Below are 24,790 nucleotides of genomic sequence, written 5' to 3'. Positions count from 1 at the left end.
CCCGGAGCGGCGACCCCTCCGGCCGCGTCGCGGATCACCGTAGGGTTAAGCCCATGAAGATCGTGGCGTTGGCGGGCGGGATCGGCGGCGCCCGTTTCCTGCGCGGGCTCCTGGCGGCCGCCCCGGAGGCGGAGATCACCGTCATCGGCAACACCGGGGACGACATCTCCCTGTTCGGCCTGCGGGTCTGCCCCGACCTGGACACCGTGATGTACACGCTCGGCGGCGGCATCAACGAGGAGCAGGGCTGGGGCCGGGCGGAGGAGACGTTCACCGTCAAGGAGGAACTGGCCGCCTACGGGGTGGGGCCGGGATGGTTCGGGCTCGGCGACCGCGACTTCGCGACGCACATCGTGCGGACGCAGATGCTGGCGGCCGGCTACCCGCTGTCGGCGGTCACCGAGGCGCTGTGCGACCGGTGGCGGCCGGGGGTCCGGCTGCTGCCGATGACCGACGACCAGGTCGAGACGCACGTGGTGGTCGAGGACGAGCAGGGGCGGCGCGCGATCCACTTCCAGGAGTGGTGGGTGCGGCTGCGCGCCTCGGTCCCGGCCCTGTCGATCGCGGCGGTCGGCGCCGCGGAGTCCAAGCCGGCGCCGGGCGTCCTGGCGGCGGTCGAGGCCGCCGACGTGGTGCTGTTCCCGCCGTCCAACCCGGTGGTGAGCATCGGGACGATCCTGGCGGTGCCCGGCATCCGGGACGCGGTGGCGGCGAAGACCGTGGTGGGCGTGTCGCCCATCGTCGGCGGGGCGCCCGTGCGGGGGATGGCCGACGCGTGCCTAACCGCGGTCGGGGTGGAGACGTCGGCGCGCGCCGTCGCCGAGCACTACGGCCTCGGGCTGCTGGACGGCTGGCTCGTCGACGAGGCCGACGCGGACGTGCGGGTGGAGGGCATCGAGGTGCGCTCCCGGCCGCTGCTGATGCGCGACCCCGAGGCGACGGCCGCGATCGCGCGCGCGGCCCTGGACCTCGCGGTGGAGCTGAAGCGGACGGGGGTCGCCGAGTGAGCGCGGGGCCGGGCGGAGCGGACCGGGGCGCGGGCGTCCCCCCCGGGAGGTTCGAGGTCTTCGGCGTGCCGGGGCTGCCTGAGGTCGGCGAGGGCGACGACATCGCGGCGCTGATCCCGGACGGGACGGTCGAGGACGGCGACGTGCTCGTGGTCACGTCCAAGATCGTCAGCAAGGCGGAGGGACGGGTCCTGGTCGCCGGCGACCGGGAGAAGGCCATCGACGCCGAGACCGTGCGGGTCGTGGCGCGGCGGGCGCACGCGCGCGGCGAGACCCGGATCGTGGAGACGCGGCAGGGCCTGGTGCTGGCCGCCGCGGGGGTGGACGCGTCCAACACGCGGCCCGGCACGGTGCTGCTGCTGCCGGAGGACCCGGACGCCTCGGCCCGCCGCATCCGGGCCGGGGTGCGGCGGCGGACCGGCGCCGACGTGGCCGTGATCGTGTCGGACACGCTCGGGCGGCCCTGGCGCAACGGGCTGACGGACGCGGCGATCGGCGCCGCCGGGCTCGCCCCGCTCAGCGACCTGCGCGGGCGCGAGGACGCCCACGGCAACCGCCTGGACGCGACGATCACGGCGGTGGCCGACGAGATCGCGGCGGCCGGCGAACTGGTCAAGGGCAAGCTGGAGGGCGTGCCGATCGCGGTCGTGCGCGGGCTGTCCGGCCTGGTCACGCGGGAGGACGGGCCCGGCGGGCGGGCCCTTCAGCGCCCGCCCGAGGAGGACATGTTCCGCTTCGGGTCGGCGGACGTCCTGCGCGCGCGGCGCACGATCCGCGAGTTCACCGCCGAGCCGGTGGACCCGGCCGCGGTGCGGCGGGCGGTCGGCGCCGCGATCACCGCGCCGGCGCCGCACCACACCACGCCGTGGCGGTTCGTCCTGCTGGAGTCGGCGGAGTCGCGGACGCGGCTGCTGGACGCGATGCGCGACGCCTGGGAGGCCGACCTGCGCCGCGACGGCTTCTCCGAGGAGTCGGTCGCCAAGCGGCTGCGGCGCGGCGAGGTGCTGCGCCGGGCTCCCTACCTCGTCGTCCCGTGCCTGGTCATGGACGGGTCGCACGACTACCCCGACGAGCGGCGCTCGCGGGCCGAGCGGGAGATGTTCGTGGTGGCCGCCGGGGCGGGGGTGGAGAACCTGCTGGTCGCGCTGGCCGTGGAGGGGCTCGGCTCGTGCTGGGTGTCGAGCACGATGTTCTGCCGGGACGTGGTCCGCGACGTCCTCGACCTGCCGGACGACTGGGATCCGATGGGCGCCGTCGGGGTGGGCCGTGCGGCCGCGCCGCCGCGCGAGCGCCCGCCGCGCTCCCCGGACGCCTTCATCGAGGTCAGGTGACGCGGCCGGGAGAAGCCGGCCGGTGAAACGGATCGGGTGATCGGGCGGGAATAGATCGGGTGGGCCTCGGCTTGTACGGCCGAGGCCATTCCTTTTTGTCCGGTCTTTGCCGACCCCGGCGCGGCGCGAATTATGACGCTTGGCATAGAGTGCCCGCATGGACGCCCCGAGCTCCGCTCTTCGCCGGGCCCTGGCCCGCGCGCGCGACGGCAAGACACTGGACCGATCCGAGGCCACCACGCTGCTGCGCGCCCGCGGGGCGCAGCTCGACGACCTGCTCGCCCACGCGGCCCGCACCCGGGACGCCGGTCTGGAGGCCGCGGGCCGTCCGGGCGTCATCACCTACAGCCGCAAGGTCTTCATCCCGCTGACCCGGCTGTGCCGGGACCGCTGCGGGTACTGCACGTTCGCGACCGTCCCGCACCGGCTGGACTCCCCCTACCTCAGCCCTGACGAGGTGCTGGAGATCGCGCGGCGGGGCGCGGAGCTGGGCTGCAAGGAGGCGCTGTTCACCCTCGGGGACCGTCCCGAGGACCGGTGGCGCCCGGCGCGCGAGTGGCTGGACGCGCACGGCTACGACGACACGCTCTCGTACGTGCGCGCGATGGCGGTCCGCGTCCTGGAGGAGACCGGGCTGCTGCCGCACCTGAACCCCGGGGTGCTGACCTGGCGCGACTTCCAGCGGCTCAAGCCGGTCGCGCCGTCCATGGGGATGATGCTGGAGACGACCGCGACGCGGCTGTTCAGCGAGCGCGGCGGCCCCCACTTCGGATCGCCCGACAAGGACCCGGCCATCCGGCTGCGGGTCCTGGAGGACGCGGGCCGCACGAACGTGCCGTTCACGACCGGAATCCTCATCGGGATCGGCGAGACGGTCGAGGAGCGCGCGGACGCGATCTTCGAGATCCGGCGGACGATGCGCGAGTACGGGGCGATCCAGGAGGTGATCGTCCAGAACTTCCGCGCGAAGCCCGACACGAAGATGCGCGACACCCCGGACGCCGAGCTGGAGGAGCTGGCCGCGACGATCGCGGTGACGCGGCTCGTCCTCGGGCCGAAGGCGCGCGTCCAGGCGCCCCCGAACCTGGTCGCCGACCAGTACGCGCTGATGCTGCGCGCCGGGATCGACGACTGGGGCGGGGTGTCGCCGCTGACGCCCGACCACGTGAACCCGGAGCGGCCGTGGCCGCAGATCGAGGAGCTGGCCGAACGGACCGCCGGGGCGGGCTTCGAGCTGCGCGAGCGGCTCACGATCTACCCGGAGTACGTGCGGCGCGGGGAGCCGTGGCTGGACCCGCGGCTCGCGGGCCACGTCGCCGCCCTGGCCGACCCCGCGACGGGCCTGGCGCGCAAGGACGCCGTGCTGGAAGGGCGCCCCTGGCAGGAGCCCGACGGCGGCTTCACGGCCTCCGGCCGGACCGACCTGCACACCGAGATCGACACGACCGGCCGCACCGCGGACCGGCGCGACGACTTCGACGAGGTGTACGGCGACTGGGACGCGCTGCGCGACCGCATGACCGCGCCCCAGCGGTTCGACGCCGACGTCAAGGCCGCCCTCGCGCGCGCCGAGCGCGACCCGGCGGGGCTGTCCGACGACGAGGCGCTCGCCCTCCTGCACGCCGAGGGCCCGGAGCTGGACGCGCTCGCCGCGCTGGCCGACGGCCTGCGGCGCGACACCGTCGGCGACGACGTCACCTACGTCGTCACCCGCAACATCAACTTCACCAACGTCTGCTACACCGGCTGCCGGTTCTGCGCGTTCGCGCAGCGCCGCACGGACGCCGACGCCTACACGCTCTCCCTGGAGCAGGTCGGGGACCGCGTCGACGAGGCATGGGAGGCCGGCGCCACCGAGGTCTGCATGCAGGGCGGGATCCACCCGGACCTGCCCGGCACCGCGTACTTCGACCTCGCCCGCGAGGTGAAGCGCCGCGCGCCCGGCATCCACCTGCACTCCTACAGCCCCATGGAGGTCGTGAACGGCGCGTCGCGAACCGACCTGTCGATCCGGGAGTGGCTGGAGGCGGCGAAGGAGGCGGGAGTCGACTCCCTGCCGGGGACCGCCGCCGAGATCCTGGACGACGACGTGCGCTGGGTCCTGACCAAGGGCAAGCTGCCCACCGACCAGTGGGTCGAGGTCGTCACGACCGCGCACGGGATCGGGATCCCGACGACGTCCACGATGATGTACGGGCACGTGGACACGCCCGCGCACTGGGTCGCGCACATCAGGCTGCTGCGGTCGATCCAGGAGCGGACGGGCGGGTTCAGCGAGTTCGTGCTGCTGCCGTTCGTCCACCACAACTCGCCCATCTACCTGGCCGGGCTGGCCCGTCCTGGGCCGACCGCGCGGGAGAACATCGCCGTCCACGCGCTGGCGCGCATCCTGCTGCACGGCGCGATCTCCAACATCCAGACGTCCTGGGTGAAGCTCGGGGACGAGCTGTGCACGCGCGTCCTCCAGGGAGGGGTGAACGACCTCGGCGGGACGCTCATGGAGGAGACCATCAGCCGCATGGCCGGGTCCGAGAACGGGTCGTTCAAGCCCATCAGCGAACTGGAGGCGATAGCCGCTCGCGCGGGCCGTCCCGCCAGGCAGCGCACCACGCTCTACGGCGACGTTCCCGCCGAGCGGTTGGAGGCGTCAAGGCGCACGGACGGCATCGGGCACTTCGGGCGGCGGGCGCTCACCCTGACCCCGGTGACACCGCCCGGGTGACCTCCGCCGGTCAGGGCGCGCCGCGGTGGACGCTGGGGCGGCGCTCGACCAGCAGGTCCGCCGAGCGGCGCAGTTCCCGCAGCACGGCCTCGACCGACGGCCGCACCTCCGCTCCGAGGCGCGTCCACATGACCATGCGGCGCTCCACGGGGGCCTCCGCGACGTCCCGCACGACGATGCCCTCCTCCCGCTCGGCGAGCGCGAGGTCGGGCACCAGGCAGACCGCGCCGCCCTGGGCGACCATCGCGAAGATGACCATCAGGTCGTTGGACCGGTAGCGCACGTCGGGCCGGAAGCCGCCCAGCTCGACGCACGTCCGTTCGAGCAGGTCGGCGTGGTTGGTGCCGACGTGGCCGGTCGCCCACGGGCACCCGGCCAGGTCGGCCAGCCGGACCGGGCCGCCCTCGCGGGCGAGGGGGTGGTCCTCGGGCATCCCGACCCGCATCATCTCGGTCACGAGGACCTCGGAGGTCAGCTCGGGCCTGCGCGGGCGCGGCAGGTGCGAGTACTCGTCGGTCAGCACGACGTCGATCTCCTGGAGCACCAGCGCCTGGAGCACCCGGTGGAACTCCTCGTCCAGCACGTCCACCACGAGTTCGGGGTACGCCTCCGCCAGCCGCGGCAGGGCGGGCGCGAGGACGTGCAGCAGCGCCGTCTGGAAGCCGACGAGCCGCACCGCGCCCGCGACGCGCCCGCTCGCCGCGAGCGCCTCCTCCTCGGCGCGCTTCGCGCGTGCCAGGAGCACGTCGGCGTGCTCGACCAGCACCTCGCCCGCCTCGGTCAGCCGCAGCCGGCGGCCGGCGCGCTCGACGACCGGCACGCCGACGTCCCGCTGCAGCTGCGCGAGCTGCTGCGACACCGCGGACGGCGTGTAGCCGAGGGAGTCGGCGACCGCCGCGAGCGTGCCCCGCAGCTTGAGCTCGCGCAGTACCCGCAATCGCCCGAGATCCAGCATAGTGAAGCGATTCTTACACAATCCCTCCAGGAACCCTCGCTGGACCTCAATGTTGGACGGAGTCAAACTGTAGGTGCGAAGGAAGAAGAGGCGGCGACCCCGGCTCCTCTCCTCGTCCCGCGCGGGAACGCTGCAACTGCGATCCCAAGGAGAAGAGCGATGCTGTACGTACTCGGCCTGATCGTCGCCCTCGCCGTCCTCGGCCCCCTCTTCGGGTCCGACAGCAGGGACGGCCTCGACTGGGCCCCGAACAACTTCTGGCTGCGCCGCCGCACGGCGCAGCCCCCGGTCAGAACGACCGGTAGTCCCGGACAGGCAGCCGGGGGCCGCGCCTCGGCGGGTGCATCCCGGACGATTCCAGCAGCCGGGTGACCCGGTAGCGATGTCCTTCGTAGGGCTCCAGCAGCTCCAGCATCCCGGCGTCGTCGACCTTGCGGCCCGCCAGCGCCCAGCCGACCAGGCCGGGCAGGTGGTAGTCGCCGACGGAGACGGCGTCGGGATCGCCCACCGCGCGCTGCCTGACCTCGGCGGCCGTCCACACGCCGATGCCCGGCAGCGACCGCAGCCGCGCCTCGCCCGGATCCTCCTCCAGCCGGCGCGCGACCCGCGCCGCCCCGATGATGGTCCGGGCCCGGACGGCCTCCAGCCCGGACCGGTGCCACTCCCACGAGGGAATCCCGATCCAGACGTCCGGCGGCGGCGGGACCCGCATGTGCGGGGCGCCGGGCGCGGGCTGCCCGAACCTGCGCAGCAGGTAGGCCCAGCCGCGCCACGCCTCCTGCCCGAGCACCTTCTGCTCCATGACCGCCGGCACGAGCGCCTCGAAGACGCGGCGCGTCCGTCCGATCCTCAGCCCCGGCCGCTTGAGCACCTGGTCGCGGACGACGTCGTGCCGGGGGACGAACCCCTCCGGCGCGTCGGCGGCCCCCAGTAGCTCGGGCACCCCGTCCAGCAGCCACTCGGCCCCCGGCCCCCAGGCCGTGGCCTCGACGGCGTCCCCCGCCCACCGCAGGCGCAGCGTGCCGGGCCCCTCCGGGGTGTGGGACGCCCGCCAGACGGACCCGTCCTGCTCGATCCGGAACGCCGGGTCGCGCGCCCCGCGCCGGTGCGGCGCCAGCGCGTCCCGCAGATCCAGCGGCCACGGCGGCCGCCACTCCCGGACCCGGCCGGGGAGACGCCCAGCGGTCGCCTCCCCGGCCGTCCCGGACGACGGTTCTGCAACGCTCAACGAGCCGACTCCCCCTGCTCGACGCCCGACCGGACCACCGGGCCCTCCCGGCCTCCCGCACCCCCCGCGGTGCCGGTCACCAGTCTGCCACCCGCCCGGCCTCTCACTCCCTTCCGGGATCAGAACGCAGAAATCACCATTTAGCGAAATTCATCCTCACTATTTCCGCAAGGCTTTGCCCATACCCTGATAGCGGTATTGCCTTGCCGCTGTTCTCCGCGCCGGAAACGGCTGTTAATCTCCGGCACAGCACAGCCTCTTAACAAAGGATGAATTCATGGCGAAAATCCCATTCCGGACATCGGTGGTCCTCGCGGCGGCCTGCGCCGCGCTGCCGCTGGCAGGGACGATGCCCGCGCACGCCCAGCCTCCTGTGATCTACCGCTCCTGCCAGCAGATCCGCCAGAACATCCCGAACGCTCCGAACGGGACCTACCTGCTGCACAACGGAACGAAGCTCTTCACCGTCTACTGCGCTGACATGGCGACGGCCCCCAAGGAGTACATCACCCTCGGGAAAACCGGACCCTCGGTCAATTACTCGCAGTACACCGCGGGCGGCGCGTCCCCCGGGACGAACGTCAGGACCAGGTTCACCCGGCTCCGCCTCGACCCCGCCACCTTCACCGTGGACATCGGCGACCTGAAGTACGCCTCGTCCACCGGTTCGCTCCAGCACAGCGGCACCACGACCGTGACGAGCATGCCCTACGCCGTCGCGATGTCGTGCAACAACAGTCCCTCCGGCCGGGCGAACATCGACCTGCGGAAGACCGCCGTCAAGGTGAACAACACCTTCGCCACCAGCGGCTCGAACGCCTCCGGCACGGCGGCCGTCAGCCCGGGAGCGCAGGTCGTCAACCTGCAGGGCGGCGGCTTCTGCGGCTGGATCATGCCGACTCCGGTCGCCTTCAACCCGTTCAACCCGAGTCCGGGCATGCTCAACCTCACTCTGGACTGCGCGGACCAGCCTCAGGTCGCCGGCGGGCTCTGCTTCGTTCTCGCGCCGTCGAACGGCCCGCTGGTCACCCGGAAGGGCGACCGGCTCCTGGTGAGGCCGCGTCAAGGCGGCCGCCCGGTCGCCGAGCTGGGACTCGACGGACGGATCCGCTCCATCCGCTCCGTCAGCACCGCCAGCTGACCACCGCACCCGGAGACCGCCCCGCACGCACCCCGCGAGGCGGTCTCCGCCGTCCCCTCAGTCGTCGGCGGAGAACCGCACCCCTCAGAAAGACTCAGTGACCAAGCTCGTCCTGTTTGATACGAGCCACCAACCCACCGAACGACTCGACGGACAGCACCAGACTCCCCACACCAGGGTCCTTGGAATCTCTGACACCCACAGCACCCGTCAACCGGGCGATCTCCACACAACTCGAGTTGTCGGTCATGCCGCTGTAACTCGACTTTCGCCAGTTGACCTGGGGGGTCATCTCATGTGCTCCATCATGCGCTCGATCAGTCGGCGCGAGGGACCTCGGGGAGCGCCTGCGCGGCGATGAGTTCGAAGCCTTTCCCGAACGTCCGCACCTCGGCGGTATCGAGCACCAGTCTGCCACTGCCCAACGCCTCGACATACGCGACATCGCCGTGTTCGACGGTAAGCACCTCAAAGGCCCCCATGAGTCCGAAGTACGCCCCCACCGACCGGGTAACGACGCGGATGATGACGTTGGGCATCTCGGTGGGCTCTCGAAGCCTCGCCAACTGCTCGGCCATGACGCGGCGGCCACCGATCGGCCGGTCGAGGACCGCCTGGTCCAGCAGCACCCAGACTTCGGGCGGGTCGAGACGCGAGAGTGCCTCCTGACGGGCCAGTCTCAACGCCACCTGCTTCTCGACCTGCCTTGACCTCGCGGCGGTGAACAGCGCTCGCGTGTATGCCTCGGTCTGGAGCAGCCCGGGGACGATGGCGAGGCCGAAGATCCGAAGCTCTGACGCCTGCGCCTCGTACCTCTGGTGCTGGCGGTGACCGTTGAGATCGTAGGCGCGACGGGCGTACATCAGCAGGCGCTGGAAGTGGCCTCCGGTGTCCCAGCGGCGGTCAAGGATCTTGGTCTGGTCCTCGGTGAGGCGCCGCTCGTTCGCCTCGTAGTTGCATACGGTCTGCTTCGCGGCACCGATCACACGCCCTAGCCGGGCCTGCGAAATCCCTTCCTGCAACCTGTGTCTGCGCAGGTCATAGGCCATCCAGTGCCAGTGCGAGTCCATCGGTCGAGCGAGTCCGCGACACCCAACGGGAACCTCCAGGTATGCAATGTCCGCAGCCAACTACCGAACGTAGCAATCTCGCCCCACGCTGTGAGCGAAAGTCACAGGATCCGAATCCATAGAGCGAGATGTCGATCACGATGGGGCACTGCGGTGTTCACGAGGAGTTCCGACGGGACCTTTTCCCCGTCCCGTCATCGGTGCAACTGGGCCGCGACCTAGCCGAGGTCCACCTGAACAAATGGGGACTGGCCGTGTTGGCGGACGACGTGACGCTCATCGTCAGCGAACTCCTCACCAACGCCCTCACCGCCGGCCAGGGCATGATCACCCTCAGTCTCAGCCTCCGCCCTGGCGTCCTCACCATCGAGGTCGCGGACGTCGGTTCAGGCGTCCCGCGCCGGAGGAAGGCCCGAAAGGACGACGTCAACGGCCGCGGTCTGCAGATCGTCGAGCATCTCGCCGAGAGCTGGGGCCACCGCTCCGCCCCGGATGGAGGCAAGGTCGTGTGGGCGCGTTGTCTCCTTTCATGAAGCGGTGGGAACGTCAGCGGCTGGATCTCCTCACCGCGCTGGGCAGGAAACTTGAGCGCCGTGGATTCCCCTCTTGGGTTTCGCAGGCCTACGGCACGTCGCTACTGCGCTGCGTCAAGCCGCACCCTCACAGGAATCACAGGACGGTCCTGGTCGCCTGCATTCGTAACCCTGGAAAAGGCTGGTTGTTCGTCTGGCCCGGCGGCCATGCGCCCGCTGATGACCTAGCCCGGGCGGCGTCGCACGTGGCCGGTTACCTCGCGAACTGATCAGAGTCTTACGACGGCAAGCATACTTTCTCGCTCGACGGTGTACTTGCGGGCCATGGAGGCGGGGACGTCCACCTCCCGCTCGCGCGCCAGCACGAGAACGTCTTCAACGTCGATCGTGCACTGACCGGTGCCCTGTGCGATGACGGCCCGCAGCGTCTCCTCGGTGAAGTAGTACATGTGATCGCTGTTGAAATGGACGTAGGCGGCACCCTGTTCGGCGAGCAGGCGGTCGCCGTAGCGCGGGGTGAGCAGCACGATCACTCCTCCGGGGGCCGCCAAGCTCGCTGCCTGCCTCAAGGCCGCGACCGGATCGGGAAGGTGCTCGATCACGTCGATCATGGTGATCACGTCGAAGGATGCGCGGGCCGCGACGCAGGGGGCGCCAATGTCCGCATGCAGGAAGCTCCCACCGCCGACGCTCTCCCGTGCTCGCTCGATCACGTGGCGGGAACCGTCCACCCCCGTTGCGGCAATACCGCGCTTGGCCAGCTCATTGACAAGGAACCCGCCACCGCAGCCCAGGTCAAGCACCCGTTGCGCTACTGGTGCCAGCGCAAGCACCACATCCGCCAGCGTGGACGAGATCTGCCGGCGGGCCTCGGCCTCCGCACCGAAGTAGTCGCCGTAGCCGGGGCCAGGCGCGCCCGCCCGCCTGTAGTAGTCCTCGTCATAGGCACAGCGCACCAGATCTCCGTCACCTCCCACCATGGAGACCAGCGAGCAGCCGAGGCATCGCACCACAGTGCCCATGGCCAATCCGAATTGGGTCTCTCGCATCGTGCCGCGACATAGTGTGCACGGGTCGCAGGAGATCACGCGTTCTCCGCACCGGCAAGGTGACGCCGAGCCTCGGAGATCGTGTACACGCTTCCGGGCGAGAACTCGCCCGCGAACATTGCGTCGGTGAGGTCCTCCCCGAAGAGGTCCCAGCAGCTGATGTCCTGAATCTCCCAATTGGCTTTGAGTGTCGGGAGCTCCCGCCGCGCGAATCCGGGATCCTTGATATAAGCGAGACCACAGACATCGACTTCACCGTTCAGCCCATCGAATCCGAAGCCGAGTACCCGGAACTCCATCCGCCCGGCCTCCCTCGCGGCGATGAGGCCGGCTATCGGAAGCTCCTGGTAGAACCAGGTCGGATCGACCCGGTTTCCCCGCTTCTCGACCTCCTCACCTCCGTACAGTTCCTCATAAACCTCGCGCAGGAAGTTGTGGAAGATCGAGACCGGCGTCCGGTCGGACAGGTCCATCGACTGGCAGCCGAAGACGGGGACGACGGCGAGCGCGCCACCGTAGATCGACACCGAGTGGGAACGCCGTTGGATCAGGACCCGCAGCCGCCCTTCCTCGGAGAAGACGAACGCGCACTGCATTCCGAAGCCGTGTGCTCCCCGGCGGGCTTGCGCCGCGTCGTTCACGCTCCCGAGCACCGTGTCCCTGATGGGTGTGGAGCTACGCCGATTGCGAACCGCCTCATAGGTCTCGTCCTCCAAGGCCCCGCACGCCGTCAGGAACTGGAAGTACTCCGCCATGGCCAGCGTGATACGGGGGCCGTCCTCGGTCTCCTCGACCTTCTGCACCACGGCCAGAAGATCGTTCCAGGGCTCACCGTCCTCGTCGTCCACCGCCAGATAGGCGCGGCGCCGCCTCAGGATCTCCCCGTCCACCTCGACGTCCGACCGGCGATGAGGCGGCTCCTGTCGCAGGAGGATGCTCTCGTCGAAGTCGTGGTCGGTCCATGACGGTTTGGTGAGGAACGGCACTATCCGGCGGCGGTTGCCGTCCACCAGCAGGTAAAGGTCGTCCAGCCTGTCTCTGCGGAGGTAGTACTCCAGCAGCCAGCCATGCGTGAAACGCGGATGACGCTGTTCCTTGATCCGGCGAGACCCTGCCGACTCCTTCGCGTTCCTGATGCGCTGCCGCACCGATCGCACGCTCACCCCCAGCGTGAAGGCCAGCCCCGAGGCCACAAGGTTGATGAGCAAATCCTGTGTCACGGGCCACCCGCCAGGTCTCGCTATTCGAGGAGACTTTGCGAAAGCCGGTCCCATGGAACCGGAAAGACTCTTCGCGGCACGAGACTACTCGGCGGAGAAGCGGATCGCGGTCGGTGGGAGTTCCACGTTCGGCCATATGCGGGCGCCGTTGAGCAGCTGGTTTCCGGAGCCCACCGTCACGCCGTCGCCTATGACGCAGTCCTCCAGGACGGCTCCGGAGCAGATGCGGGCGCCGCGGCCGATCACGGATCGAACGACACGCGCGTCCTGCTCGACCACCGAGTCATCGAACAGGACGCTCGACTCGACGGTGGCCTCGGCGCCGACGCGCGCTCCCGCGCCCACCGAGGTGCCGCCGCCGAGCCGGGCCGTGGCGGCGACTGAGGAGTTCTCCAAAAGAAGGACGCCGTTGTCGCCCACCTCGACGACCGGGGACGGCAGGGTGCCGAGGACCAGGTCGTTGACACCCCGGACGAACGCGGCCGGGGTCCCGACGTCCAGCCAGTACGCGGCCTCGACGTAACCGCAGACCGGTTCGCCCGCCTCAAGCAGCTGGGGGAAGGTCTCGTACTCCGCCGACACGACTCGTCCGGCGGGGATGGCGTCGATCACGGAGCGGCGGAAGACGTAGCAGCCGGCATTGACCTGGTTCGTGGGCGGGTTCGGGGACTTCTCCACGAAGTCCAGCACGCGGCCGTCCGGCGAGGTCGGCACCGAGCCGTAGCGGCGAGCGTCGTCCACGAGCGTCAGATGGAGGGTGACCGCCGCCTCGCCCTTCTCGTGCGCGGCGACCTGAGCGGAGATGTCATGCCCGGACAGGATGTCGCCGTTCAGGACGAGTACGGGACTGTCGGCGTCGCACGTCAGAGCGGTGGAAGCGTTGCGGATGGCGCCCGCGGTGCCGAGCGGCTCGTCCTCCGTGACGTAGACGATGTCCAGACCGAGCCGCGCGCCGTCACCGAAGGCCTCGTTGAACATCTCCGCCCGGTACGACGTGGCGAACACGATGCGGGCCACGCCCGCGTCGCGGGCACGCACCAGCTGATGCTCCAGCAGAGGCACTCCCGCGGTGGGGAGCAGGGGTTTCGGGGTGGAGATCGTCAGGGGGCGCAGGCGGGTGCCTTGACCTCCCACGAGGAGGATCGCTTCCACTCGGTTCCTTTCTCCACGCGCGGTAGGAGAGAGCCTAGTGGGTGCGGGCCTTCGCGTACTGCTCCACGGCGCGCTGGTAGGAGGCCATGTGGGCCTCGGCGGACGCCGACCAGGAGAAGCGCTCGGAGCGGGTGTGGGCGGCCTCGGCCAGCTCGGCGCGGCGCGGCGGGTCGTCGATCAGGGCGGCCAGGGCGTCGCCGATGCCGTCCGGGTCGGGTTCGGTGTAGGCGACCGCGTCGCCGCCGACCTCGGGGAGGGGGCCGCGGTGGGTGGTGAGGACGGGCGCGCCGCAGGACATGGCCTCCAGGACGGGCAGCCCGAAGCCCTCGCCGCGGCTCGGGAGCGCGACGACCAGAGCGCCGCCGAAGAACCCGGGCAGGGCCGCCCAGGGCAGGTAGCCGGGGCGCAGGACGCGCAGTTCCAGGGGGACGGTGGCGAGGGCCGCGTCGACCTCGTCGTCCCAGCCGCCGCTTCCCGCCAGGACCAGGGCGGGGGCCTCCTCGCGGCCGGCGCAGGCCTTCACCCAGCCGCGGATCAGGTTCGGGACGTTCTTGCGCGGCTCCAGCGCGCCCAGGTAGGCGACGTAGGGGCGGCCGTGCAGGCCGAGGCGGTCGGAGACGTGCTTGACCTCCGCCTCGGAGGGGCGGTGGAAGACCTCGTGGTCGACGCCGTGGTAGGCGACGTCGATGTGGGACGGGTCGGCGCCGAGGAGGGCGACCAGCTCGTCGCGCGTCGCGCGGGACGGGGCGATCAGCCGGGTGGCGCGGCGGGCCGCGGTGCGGGTCGCCGACTTGATGTAGGACGTGCGCACCGGGTCGTGCAGCTCCGGTTCGGCGAACAGCGTCACGTCGTGGATCGTCACCACGGTCGGCAGGCCCGCGCTCACCGGCATCGTGTAGGTGGGCAGGTGGATGACCTCCGCGCCGACGCGCGCGGCCACGTGCGGCAGGCCCGACTGCTCCCACGCCAGCCGGGTGGCGCGGTGCGAGAGCGTAGCGGGGCCCGCGACGACCTGCGCGCCGGGCACGAGGCCCTCATAGCGCTTGGCGTCGGCGCGCTGGCAGGCTACGGCGAGGTCGGCGCCCTGCCGGTGCAGGGCGCACAGCAGCCCGTCCACGTACCGGCCGAGCCCGCCGCGGTCGGCAGGCACGGCGGTGGCGTCGAGCAGAATCCGAGGCGCCACGGTCCACTCCCCCATCCAGCGCGGTGGCGTAGATCACTCTTTACCCTTCGAGCGTACGCCCGGAGGGCGCGCACTCGCCGGATCTCGTTCCACGCGATTCATCGTGAGGGGCTCTCCCCACACGATCACCACTTACGCGCTCAGGTCTTTGCCCATCCCTATCTTTTTCGGGCCCGGACCAGAACGATGCTGCCGCGCTCGTTCGGGGCCGCACGGTCGGCGAGCGCGACGAGCGGCGTCAGCGGAGCGGCCGCGTTGAAGCCGACCTTGCCCCCGTAGGTGGAAAGGGACAGGTAGAGGCGCTCGGTCGCGGCCGTGCGGAACTGGTAGCTGTACCCGACGAGGTCGAGGCCGCGCTCGTCCATCAGCTTGCGGAGGCTGTCGTGGGTGTAGGTGTGCTGGACGTGGTACTTGGCCTTGTGCGCGTCGCGCAGTTTCGGCCAGGCGTCGGCGCGGCTCAGCACGTCGGCGGACATGAAGATCTCACCGCCGGGCTTGAGGACCCGCGCCATCTCGTCGAGCGACCTGCCGCCGTCGTCGAAGTGCTCGATCGCGCAGACCGACAGGACCGCGTCGAACGAGCCGCCGGCGAACGGGAGCCGCAGCGCGTCGCACTCGACCAGCGCGGGGGCGTGCGCGAGCGTCCGCCCGTAGACCATCTTGCCGCGGGCCAGGTCGATCGAGACGGCCTCGGCGCCGCGCCGGCGCGCGCGGCCGGCCCAGTAGCCGTCACCGCCCGCGACGTCGAGGACCCGCTTGCCGCGCAGGTCGCGCCCCATCCAATCGAGCAGCGTCCCCGCCTCGCGGTACCGGCACACGTGCACCTGGTGCCCCATGAAGGCGACCACATCCGAAATCTTCATCGCTCCCCAACTCTAGGCGGAGCGGACGGCCGCGAGGTCACGTTCGCCTACGCTGGGCGGGTGAAGATGAAGGTCGTCGCCGTCCGGGGCCTGCGCGTGCTCCTGGTCCTGCTCGCGCTCGCGTTCTGCGGCTACAGCGTGGCCTCCCAGTGGGACGCCACGGTGAACGCGTTCCGGCAGATGTCGTGGGTCACGCTCGCGGGAGCGTTCGCCGCGGGGCTGGCGGGCCTGTTCGCCTGGATGCTCGGCTGGCGGGAGTTCCTCGCCGGGCTCGGGTCGCCGCTGCCGGTGCGGGCCATCTTCCGGATCTCCGGGATCAGCCAGCTCGGCAAGTACGTCCCGGGCAAGGTGTGGGCGCTGGTCACCCAGATCGAGATGACGCGCGAGCACAGGGTGCCGCCCGAGCGCAGCTTCGGCTCGACGCTGCTGGCCGTCGCCACGTCCACCTCGTGCGGGCTCGCGGTCGCGGCGGTGACGCTGCCGCTGACGTCGGCGGCGGCGCGCCGGGAGTACTGGTGGCTGTTCCTGCTGGCGCCCGTCCTGCTGGTGATGCTGCACCCGAAGATCGTGAGCTGGGCGCTCGACCTGATGCTCAGGCTCGTGCGGCGGCCGCCGCTGGAGCATCCGGTCAGCCTGGGCGCGACGCTCAGGGCCGTCGGGTGGACGGTCCTCGGCTGGGCCCTGTTCGGCGTGCACACCTGGCTGCTGTGCGCGGCCGCGGGCGGCGGCGGCAAGGGCCTGCCCTTCCTGGCGACGGGGGCGTACGCGCTGGCGTTCGTGGCCGGCTTCCTCGTCTTCATCGCGCCGGGCGGCATCGGGGCGCGGGAGGCGGCGATGACGCTCGTGCTGTCGTCGGTGCTGCCGCCGGGCGCCCCGGTGGTGGTCGCGATCGCGTCCCGGGTGCTGCTGACCGCCGCCGACCTCGCCAACGCGGGAATCGCGCTCCTGCTCGGCAGGACGGTCCCGGCCGCCGGGAATGAACCGGGGCCCGGGGAACTTGTGACCGGTACGCAGCCCACGACGGGCGCGCAGCCTACGAAGGAGGGACCGTGACGGCCCCGATCACCGTGACCGACGCGACGTTCGCGGACGAGGTCCTGAGCAGCGACACACCCGTTCTGGTCGACTTCTGGGCCGACTGGTGCGGGCCGTGCCGCATGATCGCTCCCGTGCTGGAGCAGATCGCGCAGGAGCAGGACGGCAAGATCAAGATCGCGAAGATGGACTACGACGCGAACCCGCAGACGCCGGGCAAGTACGGCGTGATGGGCCTGCCGACCCTGCTGCTCCTCAAGAACGGCGAGGTCGTGGAGCAGATCGTCGGCGCCAAGCCGAAGCGCGCCCTGATGAAGGTCATCGAACCGCACCTGTGAGGGCGTCGAGGTAGGCGGCCCACACCGGGCCGTGGTCGACCGGGCGGACGCCGGAGCGCAGCCGCTCCGGCTCCCCCGGCGAGTAGAAGCGCCGGAGGGCGCCGGCGAGCGAGGGCACGTCGCCGGGCGCGCAGACGAGCCCGTCCGCTCCGTCGCGGATCTGCTCGGCGAACCCGCCCACGTCGGTGGCTATCACCGGGAGGCCGTACTCGTGGGCCATCCACACGTTCTGCGACGAGGTCGCCGAACGGTAGGGCATGACGAGCGCGTCGGCCGCGGCGAACAGCCCCGGGATGTCGGCGGCCGGAACGTAGCCGGGCCGCAGCTCCACCCTGGACTCCAGGTCCAGCGAGCGGATCAGCTCGCGGGTCTCGTCGAGGCCGCCCCAGAACTCCCCCGCGACGGTGAGCGCGACGTCGTCGGGGCCTTCGGCGAGGGCCCGGAGCAGGACGTCCAGCCCCTTGTACGGGCGGACGATCCCGAAGAACAGCAGCCGCCGGCGGACCTTCCCGTCACCGGGCGCGGCGGCGCCGGCGGGCAGGTCGGCGGCCGGCAGGTGCGCGGCCATCTCGGCGACCCGCACGGGGCGCTCCGTGAGCGTGCGCGCCAGGTCGGCCTGGGCCTCGGTGTGGACGAGCACGCCGTCCACCTTCCGCAGCAGGCGCCTCATCAGCGGCTCGTCGTAGGGCTTGCGCTCGTGCGGCAGGACGTTGTGGCACAGCGCCACCACCGGGGCCCCGCCCCGAAGGCCCGCCAGGATGCCGAGGTAGGACGGCACCTGGACGGTGCTCAGCACCACCAGGACGACCAGGTCGCTCGACCGCAGCGCGCGGCCGGTGCGCCACCAGCCGTCCGGGCGGCGCCAGTCGAGCCGGCGCCGGGTGCCGGGGAACGGCTCGCCCTCCGGCTCGGAGATCGTCTGCTGCCCCGGATACAGGAACGAGGGGTACTGGGCCCGCCACGACTCGATGACGACGTCGTGGCCCGCCGCCGCGAGCCGGTGCGCCAGCTCGGTGGTGTGCCGGGCGCCGCCGCCCTTGTAGGGGAACGCGGGCCCGACGATCGCGACGCGCATGCCGCTAGACGTCGCCGCGCGAGCGGACGATCAGGTCGGCCAGCAGGGCCAGCGACGCGATGATCAGCCCCGTCACGAAGATCATGATGGTGTTGTTGGCGAAGTAGCCGAAGTGCACCACCATGTCGAACACGCCCTTGAGCAGCCCGATCAGGATCAGCCACAGCGCCGGGGGCATGAGCACCTTGAGCGGGTTGAAGTACATGACCATCCGCAGGACCTGCAGGATGTAGCGGTAGGCGTCCTTGGTGAAGTGGAACTTCGACTTCCCCGCCCGCTTGGCGTAGTCGATCGGCATGTACCGGACGGGGTGCTGGTTCGACAGGAACGCGATCGTGATCGTCGTGACGCAGGAGAACCCGGGCGGCAGCAGCCGCAGGTACGGCAGCGACACCTCGCGGCGGAACGCACGCAGCCCCGAGTTCAGGTCGGGGATCTTCGTGTTGGTGAGCCGCTCGGCGACCTTGCGGATGAACCACTTGGCGGGCACCCGCAGCGCCTTGTGCGTCCCCTCCTCGGTGGTGCGCGCCCCGACGACCTGGTCGACCGCCGGTTCGGTGTCGAGGACCTCCACCAGCTCGGGGATCCGCTCGTTGGGGTAGGACATGTCGGCGTCGGTCCACACGACGATGTCGCCGCGGGCCTGCTGGGAGCCGATGCGCCGGACGGTGCCCGACCCGCTGTTGTGCTGGAACGCCATGATGCGCATGTGCGGGAAGCGGGGCGCCGCCTCCTCCAGCCGGGCGAGCGTCTCGTCCGTCGAGCAGTCGTCGACGGCCAGCAGCTCGTAGGTCTTGCCGCTGGCCTCCATCGCCTTGCAGATGCGCTCGACCTCGTCGATCACGTGGTCCTGCTCGTTGTAGCAGGGCAGGACGATCGTGACGTGCACGGCCTCGGACGCGTCGACCGCGGCGGGGCCGGACCCGGGCGCGGGGACGGGCGCGGAGGCCGGAGCGGGCGCGGGGACGGACGCGGGCTCCACATCGGCTGGCTGGGGCGTCGGCTCGACAGACTGGGTGCTCACGCAGCGCGAGGATACTCGCCCCCGCGCGCGTCGGCGGCCACTACGGCCGCGCGGGCTCGGCGATCCACACGTCCATGGTCAGCCCCCAGGTGCCGCCCGGCGGGCCGGTGAGGGTGCGCCCGTCCTGCCGCGTCACCAGGTGCAGCACGTGCCGCGGCGTCCCGTAGGGGGCGACCTGGTCGGGCCTCGACGCCATGATCACCGGGCGCCGCCCGGCCCGGTGGACCGCGTCCGCGACGCCCAGCACGTCCTCGCGCGACGCGCCGCCCGCCGTGCGCGCGGCGGGCAGCCCGCACATCCCGCGGACGACCTGGAGGAACCGGTCGGCGGCGGCCTGCTCGACCACCACGACCGAGGCGCCCGGCCGCAGCGCGCGGCACATCCCGTCCACGGCGGAGACCTCGCCCCGCTCGGTGCGCGTGACGAGGTAGCCGCCGGACGTCAGCACGATCGGCAAGAGCATCAGCGCGACGCCGGCGACCGCGCACGCGCGCACCGCCTTCGGCCCGTACCCGAGCCGCCTGGCGCGCTTGACGGCCCAGGCCGAGGCGAACACCGTGAACAGCAGCAGGCCGGGGATGACGAGCCCGGCCAGCCGGCGGGACGCCCACGGGTGGTCGGGGGTGATCCCGGGCCTGACCAGCACCTGCGAGGTCGTCCAGACGACCATGGCGTAGGGCAGCAGCCACTCCGGCGACTGCCCGCGCAGCAGCCGCCGCACCAGCAGCGCCGCGCCCAGCGCCGCGAACAGCAGGGCGGGGATGCCGATGTACCAGACCACCCAGTACAGGGACAGCTCGGAGTACTGCCGGGCGCCGTCCACCGGGAGGTGCTGGATCTTCTGGATCGCCTCGATGAACCGGGCGTTCATCGTGTCGTCCCTGGTCGCGGGTGTGCGGCGGACGGTCTGCACCAGCGGCCGCACCGCGAAGCCCACCAGCACCAGCACGGTGAGGAAGGCGGCGGCGGCCGGCAACCGGCCGCGCGCGACCGCCGCGCCGGCGCGGCGCAGCCGGGCCCCCGTCCGGTCCCACCGGAGCGCGACCACCATGAGGACCGTCGCGACGAGGACCGCCGCGGCGATGGCCGCCAGCGGGACGAGCGAACCCCGGAGGTAGGACAGGTAGGGCCGGGACATGGTGAGGCCCTCGACGACCCCGGCGCCCGCGCCGAGCAGCAGGCCGCCGGCGGTCCAGTATCCGGACGCCCGCCTGCGCGCGATGAGCAGGCCCGCGAACGCCAGGACCGGCAGGACGTCCCGCAGCCCGTCGATGCGGACGAGCACGATCAGCCCAAGCGCGGCGCCGCCGAGGAAGGACTTGAGGCCGGCGACCCGCCGGTCCGGTCCGCCGCCGGGCTCCCGGCGGGCGTCGTGCATCAGCGACAGGCCGCCCAGCAGCAGGACGATGGCGGGGAGCTCGCTGAAGGTGTTGCGGGAGACGTAGAGCATCGGCAGCGTCAGCGCGAGCAGCAGCGCCCCGGCGGGCGCCCAGCGGGGGCCGACCAGGCGCGCGACCAGGCCGGCGAAGGACAGCACGCAGCACGCGCCGAGCAGCGGCGCCGCCAGCACCATCGCGCGGGCGCCGCCGATCCACCCGGCGGGCGCCAGCACCAGCGGCCACCCCGCCATGAACTGCGGGACCACGGCGCCGCCGTCCTGGTAGAAGGCGGGGCTCTCGAAGCGCAGGACGCCGTGCGGGCCCCCGAACGCCCCCTCCATGAGCGGGATCGGCAGCGACCCGTGCTCGGCCAGCCACGTCGCGAACTGGACGTAGGAGGCCGGGTCGCGGCGGACGACGATCTGCTCCGAGCACATGACGACCTGGAGCACCAGGAACGCGGCCGTGACGGCGAACACCGACCACACCGGCCAGCGCGGAACTGTGTCTGGGCCGTCACGGGTCTCCGCGGGGGCGCCCCCCGCGCGGGACCGCAGGCCGAGCCACAGGACCAGGGCCGCGACGGGCGCGAACAGCGCCACCGCCGGGACCGGGCGGAAGACGCCGCCCATCAGCAGCGGCAGCGACACCGCCAGCCACGCGACGACGACCAGGGCCGGGGCCGCGGTGGCCCGAGCGAGCAACCGGCCGGCGTCCATGGTTCCGCTCCGTGCGCGGGCGCCGCGGCGTCCGCCGCCGCCTCGCTCGGCGTCCCGGGGCCCGGGTCCGCGGCGCTCGCCGTCGCGGTGCCCGCCGCCCGGGAGCTCGCCCGCCACTGTTCCGTCCCTCACCCGTGCGGAGCGTAGCGGCATCGGCGCGATGTCGGCGCCAGGACGATCATGCGGGCATACGCTCGGAGCATGAGCGCACATGCCGGGGCCGCGGGCACGCCCGCGGAGCTGCTGCGGCGGCGGGTCGCCGCCGACCCGTCCCGACCGCTGGTCACCTTCTACGACGACGCGAGCGGCGAGCGCGTCGAGCTGTCCGCGCGCACGTTCGACAACTGGGTGGCGAAGACGGCCAACTTCCTGGTGGACGGCCTCGCGGCCGAGCCGGGCACCCGGGTCGTCATGGTCCTGCCGCCGCACTGGCAGACCGCGGTGTGGCTGATGGCCTGCTGGTCGACCGGGCTCGTCGCCGAGCCGGTCGATCCGGAGGCGTTCGCCGGCCGCGCCGAACCGGCGGGGGCCTCCGATCCGTACATCCTGGCGGTGGCGCAGGAGGTGCTGGACGACGTGCTCGCGGACGATGTGCTCGCAGGAGGGGCCGAAGAGGTCGTCGGCCTGTCGCTGCACGCGCTCGGCGGCCCGCTCGCCGACTGCCCGCCCGGAGTGACCGACTACGCGGCGGAGGTCCGCACCTACGGTGACCGGTTCCCGGGGCCCGGGAGCCCTCCGGAGGCACCCGCACTGAATGTGACAAAGACCACATTCAGCGGGGCGGGGCTGGTGAGCGCCGCGCGTGGGGCCGCTGAGAAATGGGAGCTGGACGCCCGCGACCGGCTCCTGGTTGACATGTCCTTCGCCACACTCGACGGGGTACTTACCGGTCTTCTCGCACCACTAGCCTCGGGTGCTTCCGTCATAATCCAACGAAACTTTGACAAAGCCGCCCTAGATCGTCGCTTGACCCTGGAGCATGTGACGGTGGTGGCCGGTACGTCCGGACCGAATGACGCATCCGGCTCCCCGTACCGCCTCGCCTGACCTACGCTTCCCCTTGCCCTCGTCCCGTCCGTTCGACCCATGAGCCAAGGGCCGCCCCCCTCCCGGGGACGCGGCCCCCGGACCCCCGGAACCGCCCATACCCCCGGACCTCGGAGCCGATGAACAGCAACCCGATGTACATGGAGTACGTCGACGACGCCGATCCGCAGCCGGCGCCGCGACGTGGCTGGCGCATGCTCGGCTGGGTGTGCATCGGACTTTCGGCGGTCATGGTGGTCGGTTCGCTCACCGCCTACGGCCTCTACCGCCGGGCGTTCGGGAACATCTCGCACGAGGACGTCAACGCCCAGCTCGGCCCCAACCGGCCGAAGAAGCTGAACAGCGCGCTGAACATCCTGATGCTCGGGTCCGACACCCGCGAGGGGTCGAACGCCAAGTACGGCCGGTCGATGAAGAACGAGCCGCCCCGCTCGGACACGATGATCCTGCTGCACCTGTCCCCCGGCGGCGGCCAGGCGATGGGCATCAGCTTCCCCCGCGACCTGATGGTCCGGATGCCGTCCTGCAGGAACCGCAAGGGCGGGGTGGTCCCGGCGCAGTCCCGCGCGCAGATCAACTCGGCGTTCACCAACGGCGGCGCCGCCTGCGTCATCAAGACGATCGAAAGCATCTCGGGCATCCGCGTCGACCACTTCATGCAGGTCGACTTCAACGGGTTCAAGGCCATCACCACCGCCGTCGGCGGCGTGCCGGTGTGCCTGCCGAAGGACGTCAACGACCCCCAGTCCAAGCTCAGGCTGAGCCGGGGCAGGCACGTGATCAAGGGTGAGACGGCACTGGCCTACGTGCGCGTGCGCCATGGCCTCGGCGACGGCTCCGACACCGACCGCATCAAGCGCCAGCAGAAGTTCATGGGCGCGCTCGCCAGCAAGGCGATGAGCGCGGGCGTCCTCAGCAACCCCAGTCGCATGCTCCGGCTCATGAACGCGGTGACGAAGTCGCTCACCACCGACAAGGAGCTGACGCCGCAGGTCATGATGGACATCGGCAAGGAGATGCAGGGCATGACCTCCGGCAAGCTCCGCTTCGTGACCGTCCCCTCCGGACCCGACCCGCTCGACCCGAACCGGGTGGCGCTCACCCCGAACGCCCAGCCGTTCTTCTCCGCCGTCAAACACGACAAGACCGTGCCCAAGGAGCCCAAGCCGGGCGCCACGAAGATCCCGCCGAACCAGGTGCGCGTGCGGGTCTACAACGGCAGCGGCATCGACGGGCAGGCCGGACGCGTCGCCGACGACCTGGAGTCGCAGGGCTTCCAGGTCACGGTCGGCGGGAACGCCTCCGCGCCCACGGCCGCCACGAAGGTGCTGTACGGTTCCGGCGCCGACCAGCAGGCCCAGACCCTGACCGCGCTGATCCCGAGCAGCCCGAAGGCCGCGGCGCGCACCACCGGCGGCACGCCGGGCGTCGTCGACCTCGTCGTCGGGCGCGACTGGACGAACCTCAAGAGCGCCGGCGCCGGCATTCCGAAGCAGCAGGGCGAGATCCGCGCCAGCGACGACATCTGCAAGGAGAGCTGACCGGGCGGCCGTATGACTTACACCACCAGGCCCTTTGGGGCCGACGCCGCCGAGCAGACCGAACGGCCGGCGTCCACGGACCAGGCGGCGCCCCCCGCGGCGGGGGCGCCGGAGGCGGCGGGCACCGCGGCCTCCGCCGGCGCGCAACCGCAGAGACCCCCGCGCAAGGTCCGGGACCCGTTCTTCGACAACGCCAAGTACTTCGCGATCCTGCTGGTGGTGGCCGGACACTCCCTGGCCAACCTGCAGAACGTCCCCATGGCCAAGGGGCTCTACATATTCGTCTACCTGTTCCACATGCCGCTGTTCATCGTGATCACCGGCTACTTCTCCCGGAACTGGACGTTCTCCGGCGGCAAGGCGCGCAAGCTCATCACCAACGTCGGGGTCCCGTACGTGGTCTTCGAGTTCGCCTACTCGCTGTACGACTGGCTCGCCGGCCGCAACCATCTCGAGATCAGCCTGCTGAACCCGTACTACCTGACGTGGTTCCTGTGCGCGCTGTTCATGTGGCGGCTCTCCACGCCGGTGTGGCAGCAGATCCGCTGGCCTCTCGCCGTCGCGACCGTGTTCTCGCTGCTGGCGTACATGAGCAACCTCGGCGGGACGTTCGACATCCACCGGGTGATCGGGCTGCTGCCCTTCTACGTGCTCGGCCTCACGCTGAAGCCGCAGCACTTCGAGCTGCTGAAGCGGCCGATCGCACGGCCGATCGGTGCGGTGGTGCTCGCCGCCGGGCTCGCCGGAACCTACGTCGTCATGAACCACATGTCGCGAAACTGGATCTACTGGAAGCACCCGAACTACGCGCTCGGCGTCGGCAACTTCACCGGCACGCTGATGCGGATCGCGATGTTCGCCTGCGCGATCGTGCTCGTCGCCGCGTTCCTCAGCCTCATCCCGCGCCGGGAGCACTGGTTCACCAACCTCGGCGCCTACACGCTCTACGCCTACCTGCTGCACGGGTTCGTCACCCGGGCGCTCAACTTCACCGGCTGGTGGGGCGCGGACTGGATGCACACCCCGGCAGGGGTGGTCATCGTGGTCGCCGGCGCCCTCATCGTCGGAACGTTCCTGTGCTCCCCGCCCGTCGTACGGACGATGAGCTGGGCGCTGGAACCGAGGATGACGTGGGTCTTCACCCCCCTGAGAAGGCCCGCCCGCTCTCGCTGAACCCC

At 71.4% G+C, this 24,790-nt stretch carries 22 protein-coding genes; 10 read left to right on the top strand and 12 right to left on the bottom strand.

The genetic code is table 11. The features are described from left to right. The first annotated feature begins 53 nt into the window (after positions 1–53). From cofD to FKD65_RS30085, 3 genes are all read left to right on the top strand, one after another. Positions 54–1,007, top strand: a complete 954-nt coding sequence (gene cofD, locus FKD65_RS30095) for a 2-phospho-L-lactate transferase (protein WP_141581126.1) — start codon at positions 54–56, stop codon at positions 1,005–1,007. Continuing rightward, entirely contained in the window at positions 1,004–2,338 is a 1,335-nt protein-coding gene (locus tag FKD65_RS30090) for a coenzyme F420-0:L-glutamate ligase (RefSeq protein WP_141581124.1), read from the top strand. Before cofD ends, FKD65_RS30090 begins: the two co-directional genes overlap by 4 nt. 157 nt (positions 2,339–2,495) lie before the next feature. Continuing rightward, positions 2,496–5,060: a bifunctional FO biosynthesis protein CofGH gene (locus tag FKD65_RS30085; RefSeq protein WP_141581122.1), complete on the top strand. Its 2,565-nt coding sequence runs from the start codon at positions 2,496–2,498 to the stop codon at positions 5,058–5,060. A 10-nt stretch (positions 5,061–5,070) separates the two neighbouring features. On the opposite strand, the gene FKD65_RS30080 is transcribed toward FKD65_RS30085, so the two are convergent. Then, the gene (locus tag FKD65_RS30080; RefSeq protein WP_141581119.1) at positions 5,071–6,015 is read right to left on the bottom strand and encodes a LysR family transcriptional regulator; all 945 of its coding nucleotides are present in this window, start codon (positions 6,013–6,015) and stop codon (positions 5,071–5,073) included. A 289-nt stretch (positions 6,016–6,304) separates the two neighbouring features. After that, positions 6,305–7,243 carry a DNA-3-methyladenine glycosylase 2 family protein gene (locus FKD65_RS30075; protein ID WP_240809668.1) on the bottom strand — a complete coding sequence of 313 codons (939 nt, stop codon included), beginning with the start codon at positions 7,241–7,243 and terminating at the stop codon, positions 6,305–6,307. Positions 7,244–7,520: 277 nt separating this feature from the next. On the opposite strand from FKD65_RS30075, the gene FKD65_RS30070 reads away from it, so the two are divergent. After that, complete coding sequence (locus FKD65_RS30070; protein WP_141581117.1) at positions 7,521–8,384, top strand: GON domain-containing protein; 864 nt, start codon at positions 7,521–7,523, stop codon at positions 8,382–8,384. A gap of 94 nt (positions 8,385–8,478) precedes the next feature. Here the strand turns inward: FKD65_RS30070 and FKD65_RS30065 are convergent, their stop codons facing one another. Both FKD65_RS30065 and FKD65_RS30060 read right to left on the bottom strand, forming a co-directional pair. Continuing rightward, positions 8,479–8,676, bottom strand: coding sequence for a DUF397 domain-containing protein (locus FKD65_RS30065; RefSeq protein ID WP_141581115.1), 198 nt, complete (start codon positions 8,674–8,676; stop codon positions 8,479–8,481). A 25-nt stretch (positions 8,677–8,701) separates the two neighbouring features. Beyond that, positions 8,702–9,454, bottom strand: coding sequence for a helix-turn-helix transcriptional regulator (locus FKD65_RS30060; protein WP_141581113.1), 753 nt, complete (start codon positions 9,452–9,454; stop codon positions 8,702–8,704). A 128-nt stretch (positions 9,455–9,582) separates the two neighbouring features. Here FKD65_RS30060 and FKD65_RS30055 point away from each other — a divergent pair, with 128 nt between their 5' ends. Further along, positions 9,583–9,987 (top strand): ATP-binding protein, encoded by a 405-nt coding sequence (locus FKD65_RS30055; RefSeq protein ID WP_141581111.1) that lies wholly within the window; start codon positions 9,583–9,585, stop codon positions 9,985–9,987. 269 nt (positions 9,988–10,256) lie between these two features. Here FKD65_RS30055 and FKD65_RS30050 read toward each other — a convergent pair whose 3' ends face one another. From FKD65_RS30050 to FKD65_RS30030, 5 genes are all read right to left on the bottom strand, one after another. Further along, positions 10,257–11,009, bottom strand: coding sequence for a bifunctional 2-polyprenyl-6-hydroxyphenol methylase/3-demethylubiquinol 3-O-methyltransferase UbiG (locus FKD65_RS30050; protein WP_168221243.1), 753 nt, complete (start codon positions 11,007–11,009; stop codon positions 10,257–10,259). Between the two features lie 62 nt (positions 11,010–11,071). Continuing rightward, positions 11,072–12,256 carry a hypothetical protein gene (locus tag FKD65_RS30045; RefSeq protein ID WP_141581107.1) on the bottom strand — a complete coding sequence of 395 codons (1,185 nt, stop codon included), beginning with the start codon at positions 12,254–12,256 and terminating at the stop codon, positions 11,072–11,074. Between the two features lie 84 nt (positions 12,257–12,340). After that, on the bottom strand, positions 12,341–13,408 hold the full coding sequence (locus tag FKD65_RS30040) for a sugar phosphate nucleotidyltransferase (RefSeq protein WP_141581105.1): 1,068 nt from the start codon (positions 13,406–13,408) through the stop codon (positions 12,341–12,343). 34 nt (positions 13,409–13,442) lie between these two features. Further along, positions 13,443–14,591: a glycosyltransferase family 1 protein gene (locus FKD65_RS30035; protein WP_141581102.1), complete on the bottom strand. Its 1,149-nt coding sequence runs from the start codon at positions 14,589–14,591 to the stop codon at positions 13,443–13,445. A gap of 158 nt (positions 14,592–14,749) precedes the next feature. Further along, positions 14,750–15,454, bottom strand: coding sequence for a class I SAM-dependent methyltransferase (locus tag FKD65_RS30030; protein ID WP_141581099.1), 705 nt, complete (start codon positions 15,452–15,454; stop codon positions 14,750–14,752). 66 nt (positions 15,455–15,520) lie between these two features. Between FKD65_RS30030 and FKD65_RS30025 the strand changes: the two genes are divergently transcribed. Next, positions 15,521–16,507, top strand: a complete 987-nt coding sequence (locus FKD65_RS30025; RefSeq protein WP_141587169.1) for a lysylphosphatidylglycerol synthase domain-containing protein — start codon at positions 15,521–15,523, stop codon at positions 16,505–16,507. Then, complete coding sequence (trxA, locus tag FKD65_RS30020) at positions 16,504–16,827, top strand: thioredoxin (RefSeq protein ID WP_141581097.1); 324 nt, start codon at positions 16,504–16,506, stop codon at positions 16,825–16,827. Before FKD65_RS30025 ends, trxA begins: the two co-directional genes overlap by 4 nt. Here trxA and FKD65_RS30015 read toward each other — a convergent pair. From FKD65_RS30015 to FKD65_RS30005, 3 genes are all read right to left on the bottom strand, one after another. Further along, positions 16,808–17,902, bottom strand: a complete 1,095-nt coding sequence (locus FKD65_RS30015; protein ID WP_141581095.1) for a glycosyltransferase family 4 protein — start codon at positions 17,900–17,902, stop codon at positions 16,808–16,810. The genes trxA and FKD65_RS30015 overlap by 20 nt on opposite strands. Positions 17,903–17,906: 4 nt before the next feature. Beyond that, positions 17,907–18,791, bottom strand: coding sequence for a glycosyltransferase family 2 protein (locus FKD65_RS30010; protein ID WP_240810377.1), 885 nt, complete (start codon positions 18,789–18,791; stop codon positions 17,907–17,909). A 175-nt stretch (positions 18,792–18,966) separates the two neighbouring features. Next, the gene (locus FKD65_RS30005; protein ID WP_240809666.1) at positions 18,967–21,156 is read right to left on the bottom strand and encodes a hypothetical protein; all 2,190 of its coding nucleotides are present in this window, start codon (positions 21,154–21,156) and stop codon (positions 18,967–18,969) included. Positions 21,157–21,225: 69 nt separating this feature from the next. On the opposite strand from FKD65_RS30005, the gene FKD65_RS30000 reads away from it, so the two are divergent. The 3 genes from FKD65_RS30000 to FKD65_RS29990 all read left to right on the top strand — a co-directional run bounded on the left by FKD65_RS30000 (position 21,226) and on the right by FKD65_RS29990 (position 24,785). Beyond that, on the top strand, positions 21,226–22,071 hold the full coding sequence (locus FKD65_RS30000; RefSeq protein WP_205718290.1) for a TIGR03089 family protein: 846 nt from the start codon (positions 21,226–21,228) through the stop codon (positions 22,069–22,071). Between the two features lie 119 nt (positions 22,072–22,190). Then, on the top strand, positions 22,191–23,612 hold the full coding sequence (locus tag FKD65_RS29995; RefSeq protein ID WP_141581091.1) for an LCP family protein: 1,422 nt from the start codon (positions 22,191–22,193) through the stop codon (positions 23,610–23,612). Between the two features lie 12 nt (positions 23,613–23,624). Then, positions 23,625–24,785 carry an acyltransferase family protein gene (locus tag FKD65_RS29990; RefSeq protein WP_141581089.1) on the top strand — a complete coding sequence of 387 codons (1,161 nt, stop codon included), beginning with the start codon at positions 23,625–23,627 and terminating at the stop codon, positions 24,783–24,785. Positions 24,786–24,790 lie beyond the last annotated feature (5 nt).

Source organism: Actinomadura sp. WMMA1423, assembly GCF_006547145.1.
Taxonomy (GTDB): domain Bacteria; phylum Actinomycetota; class Actinomycetes; order Streptosporangiales; family Streptosporangiaceae; genus Spirillospora.
Note: the sequence above shows the minus strand (reverse complement) of the source record. Positions and strands in the feature narration are given on the sequence as shown.

What these genes read in the sequence shown, in the direction of transcription:
- cofD (WP_141581126.1), top strand. Translation starts at nt 54, where the DNA reads ATGAAGATCGTGGCGTTGGCGGGCGGGATCGGCGGCGCCCGTTTCCTG.
- FKD65_RS30085 (WP_141581122.1), top strand. Translation starts at nt 2,496, where the DNA reads ATGGACGCCCCGAGCTCCGCTCTTCGCCGGGCCCTGGCCCGCGCGCGC.
- FKD65_RS30080 (WP_141581119.1), bottom strand. Translation starts at nt 6,015, where the DNA reads ATGCTGGATCTCGGGCGATTGCGGGTACTGCGCGAGCTCAAGCTGCGG.
- FKD65_RS30070 (WP_141581117.1), top strand. Translation starts at nt 7,521, where the DNA reads ATGGCGAAAATCCCATTCCGGACATCGGTGGTCCTCGCGGCGGCCTGC.
- FKD65_RS30065 (WP_141581115.1), bottom strand. Translation starts at nt 8,676, where the DNA reads ATGACCCCCCAGGTCAACTGGCGAAAGTCGAGTTACAGCGGCATGACC.
- FKD65_RS30060 (WP_141581113.1), bottom strand. Translation starts at nt 9,454, where the DNA reads ATGGACTCGCACTGGCACTGGATGGCCTATGACCTGCGCAGACACAGG.
- FKD65_RS30055 (WP_141581111.1), top strand. Translation starts at nt 9,583, where the DNA reads ATGTCGATCACGATGGGGCACTGCGGTGTTCACGAGGAGTTCCGACGG.
- FKD65_RS30050 (WP_168221243.1), bottom strand. Translation starts at nt 11,009, where the DNA reads ATGGGCACTGTGGTGCGATGCCTCGGCTGCTCGCTGGTCTCCATGGTG.
- FKD65_RS30030 (WP_141581099.1), bottom strand. Translation starts at nt 15,454, where the DNA reads ATGAAGATTTCGGATGTGGTCGCCTTCATGGGGCACCAGGTGCACGTG.
- FKD65_RS30025 (WP_141587169.1), top strand. Translation starts at nt 15,521, where the DNA reads ATGAAGGTCGTCGCCGTCCGGGGCCTGCGCGTGCTCCTGGTCCTGCTC.
- FKD65_RS30015 (WP_141581095.1), bottom strand. Translation starts at nt 17,902, where the DNA reads ATGCGCGTCGCGATCGTCGGGCCCGCGTTCCCCTACAAGGGCGGCGGC.
- FKD65_RS30000 (WP_205718290.1), top strand. Translation starts at nt 21,226, where the DNA reads ATGAGCGCACATGCCGGGGCCGCGGGCACGCCCGCGGAGCTGCTGCGG.
- FKD65_RS29995 (WP_141581091.1), top strand. Translation starts at nt 22,191, where the DNA reads ATGAACAGCAACCCGATGTACATGGAGTACGTCGACGACGCCGATCCG.
- FKD65_RS29990 (WP_141581089.1), top strand. Translation starts at nt 23,625, where the DNA reads ATGACTTACACCACCAGGCCCTTTGGGGCCGACGCCGCCGAGCAGACC.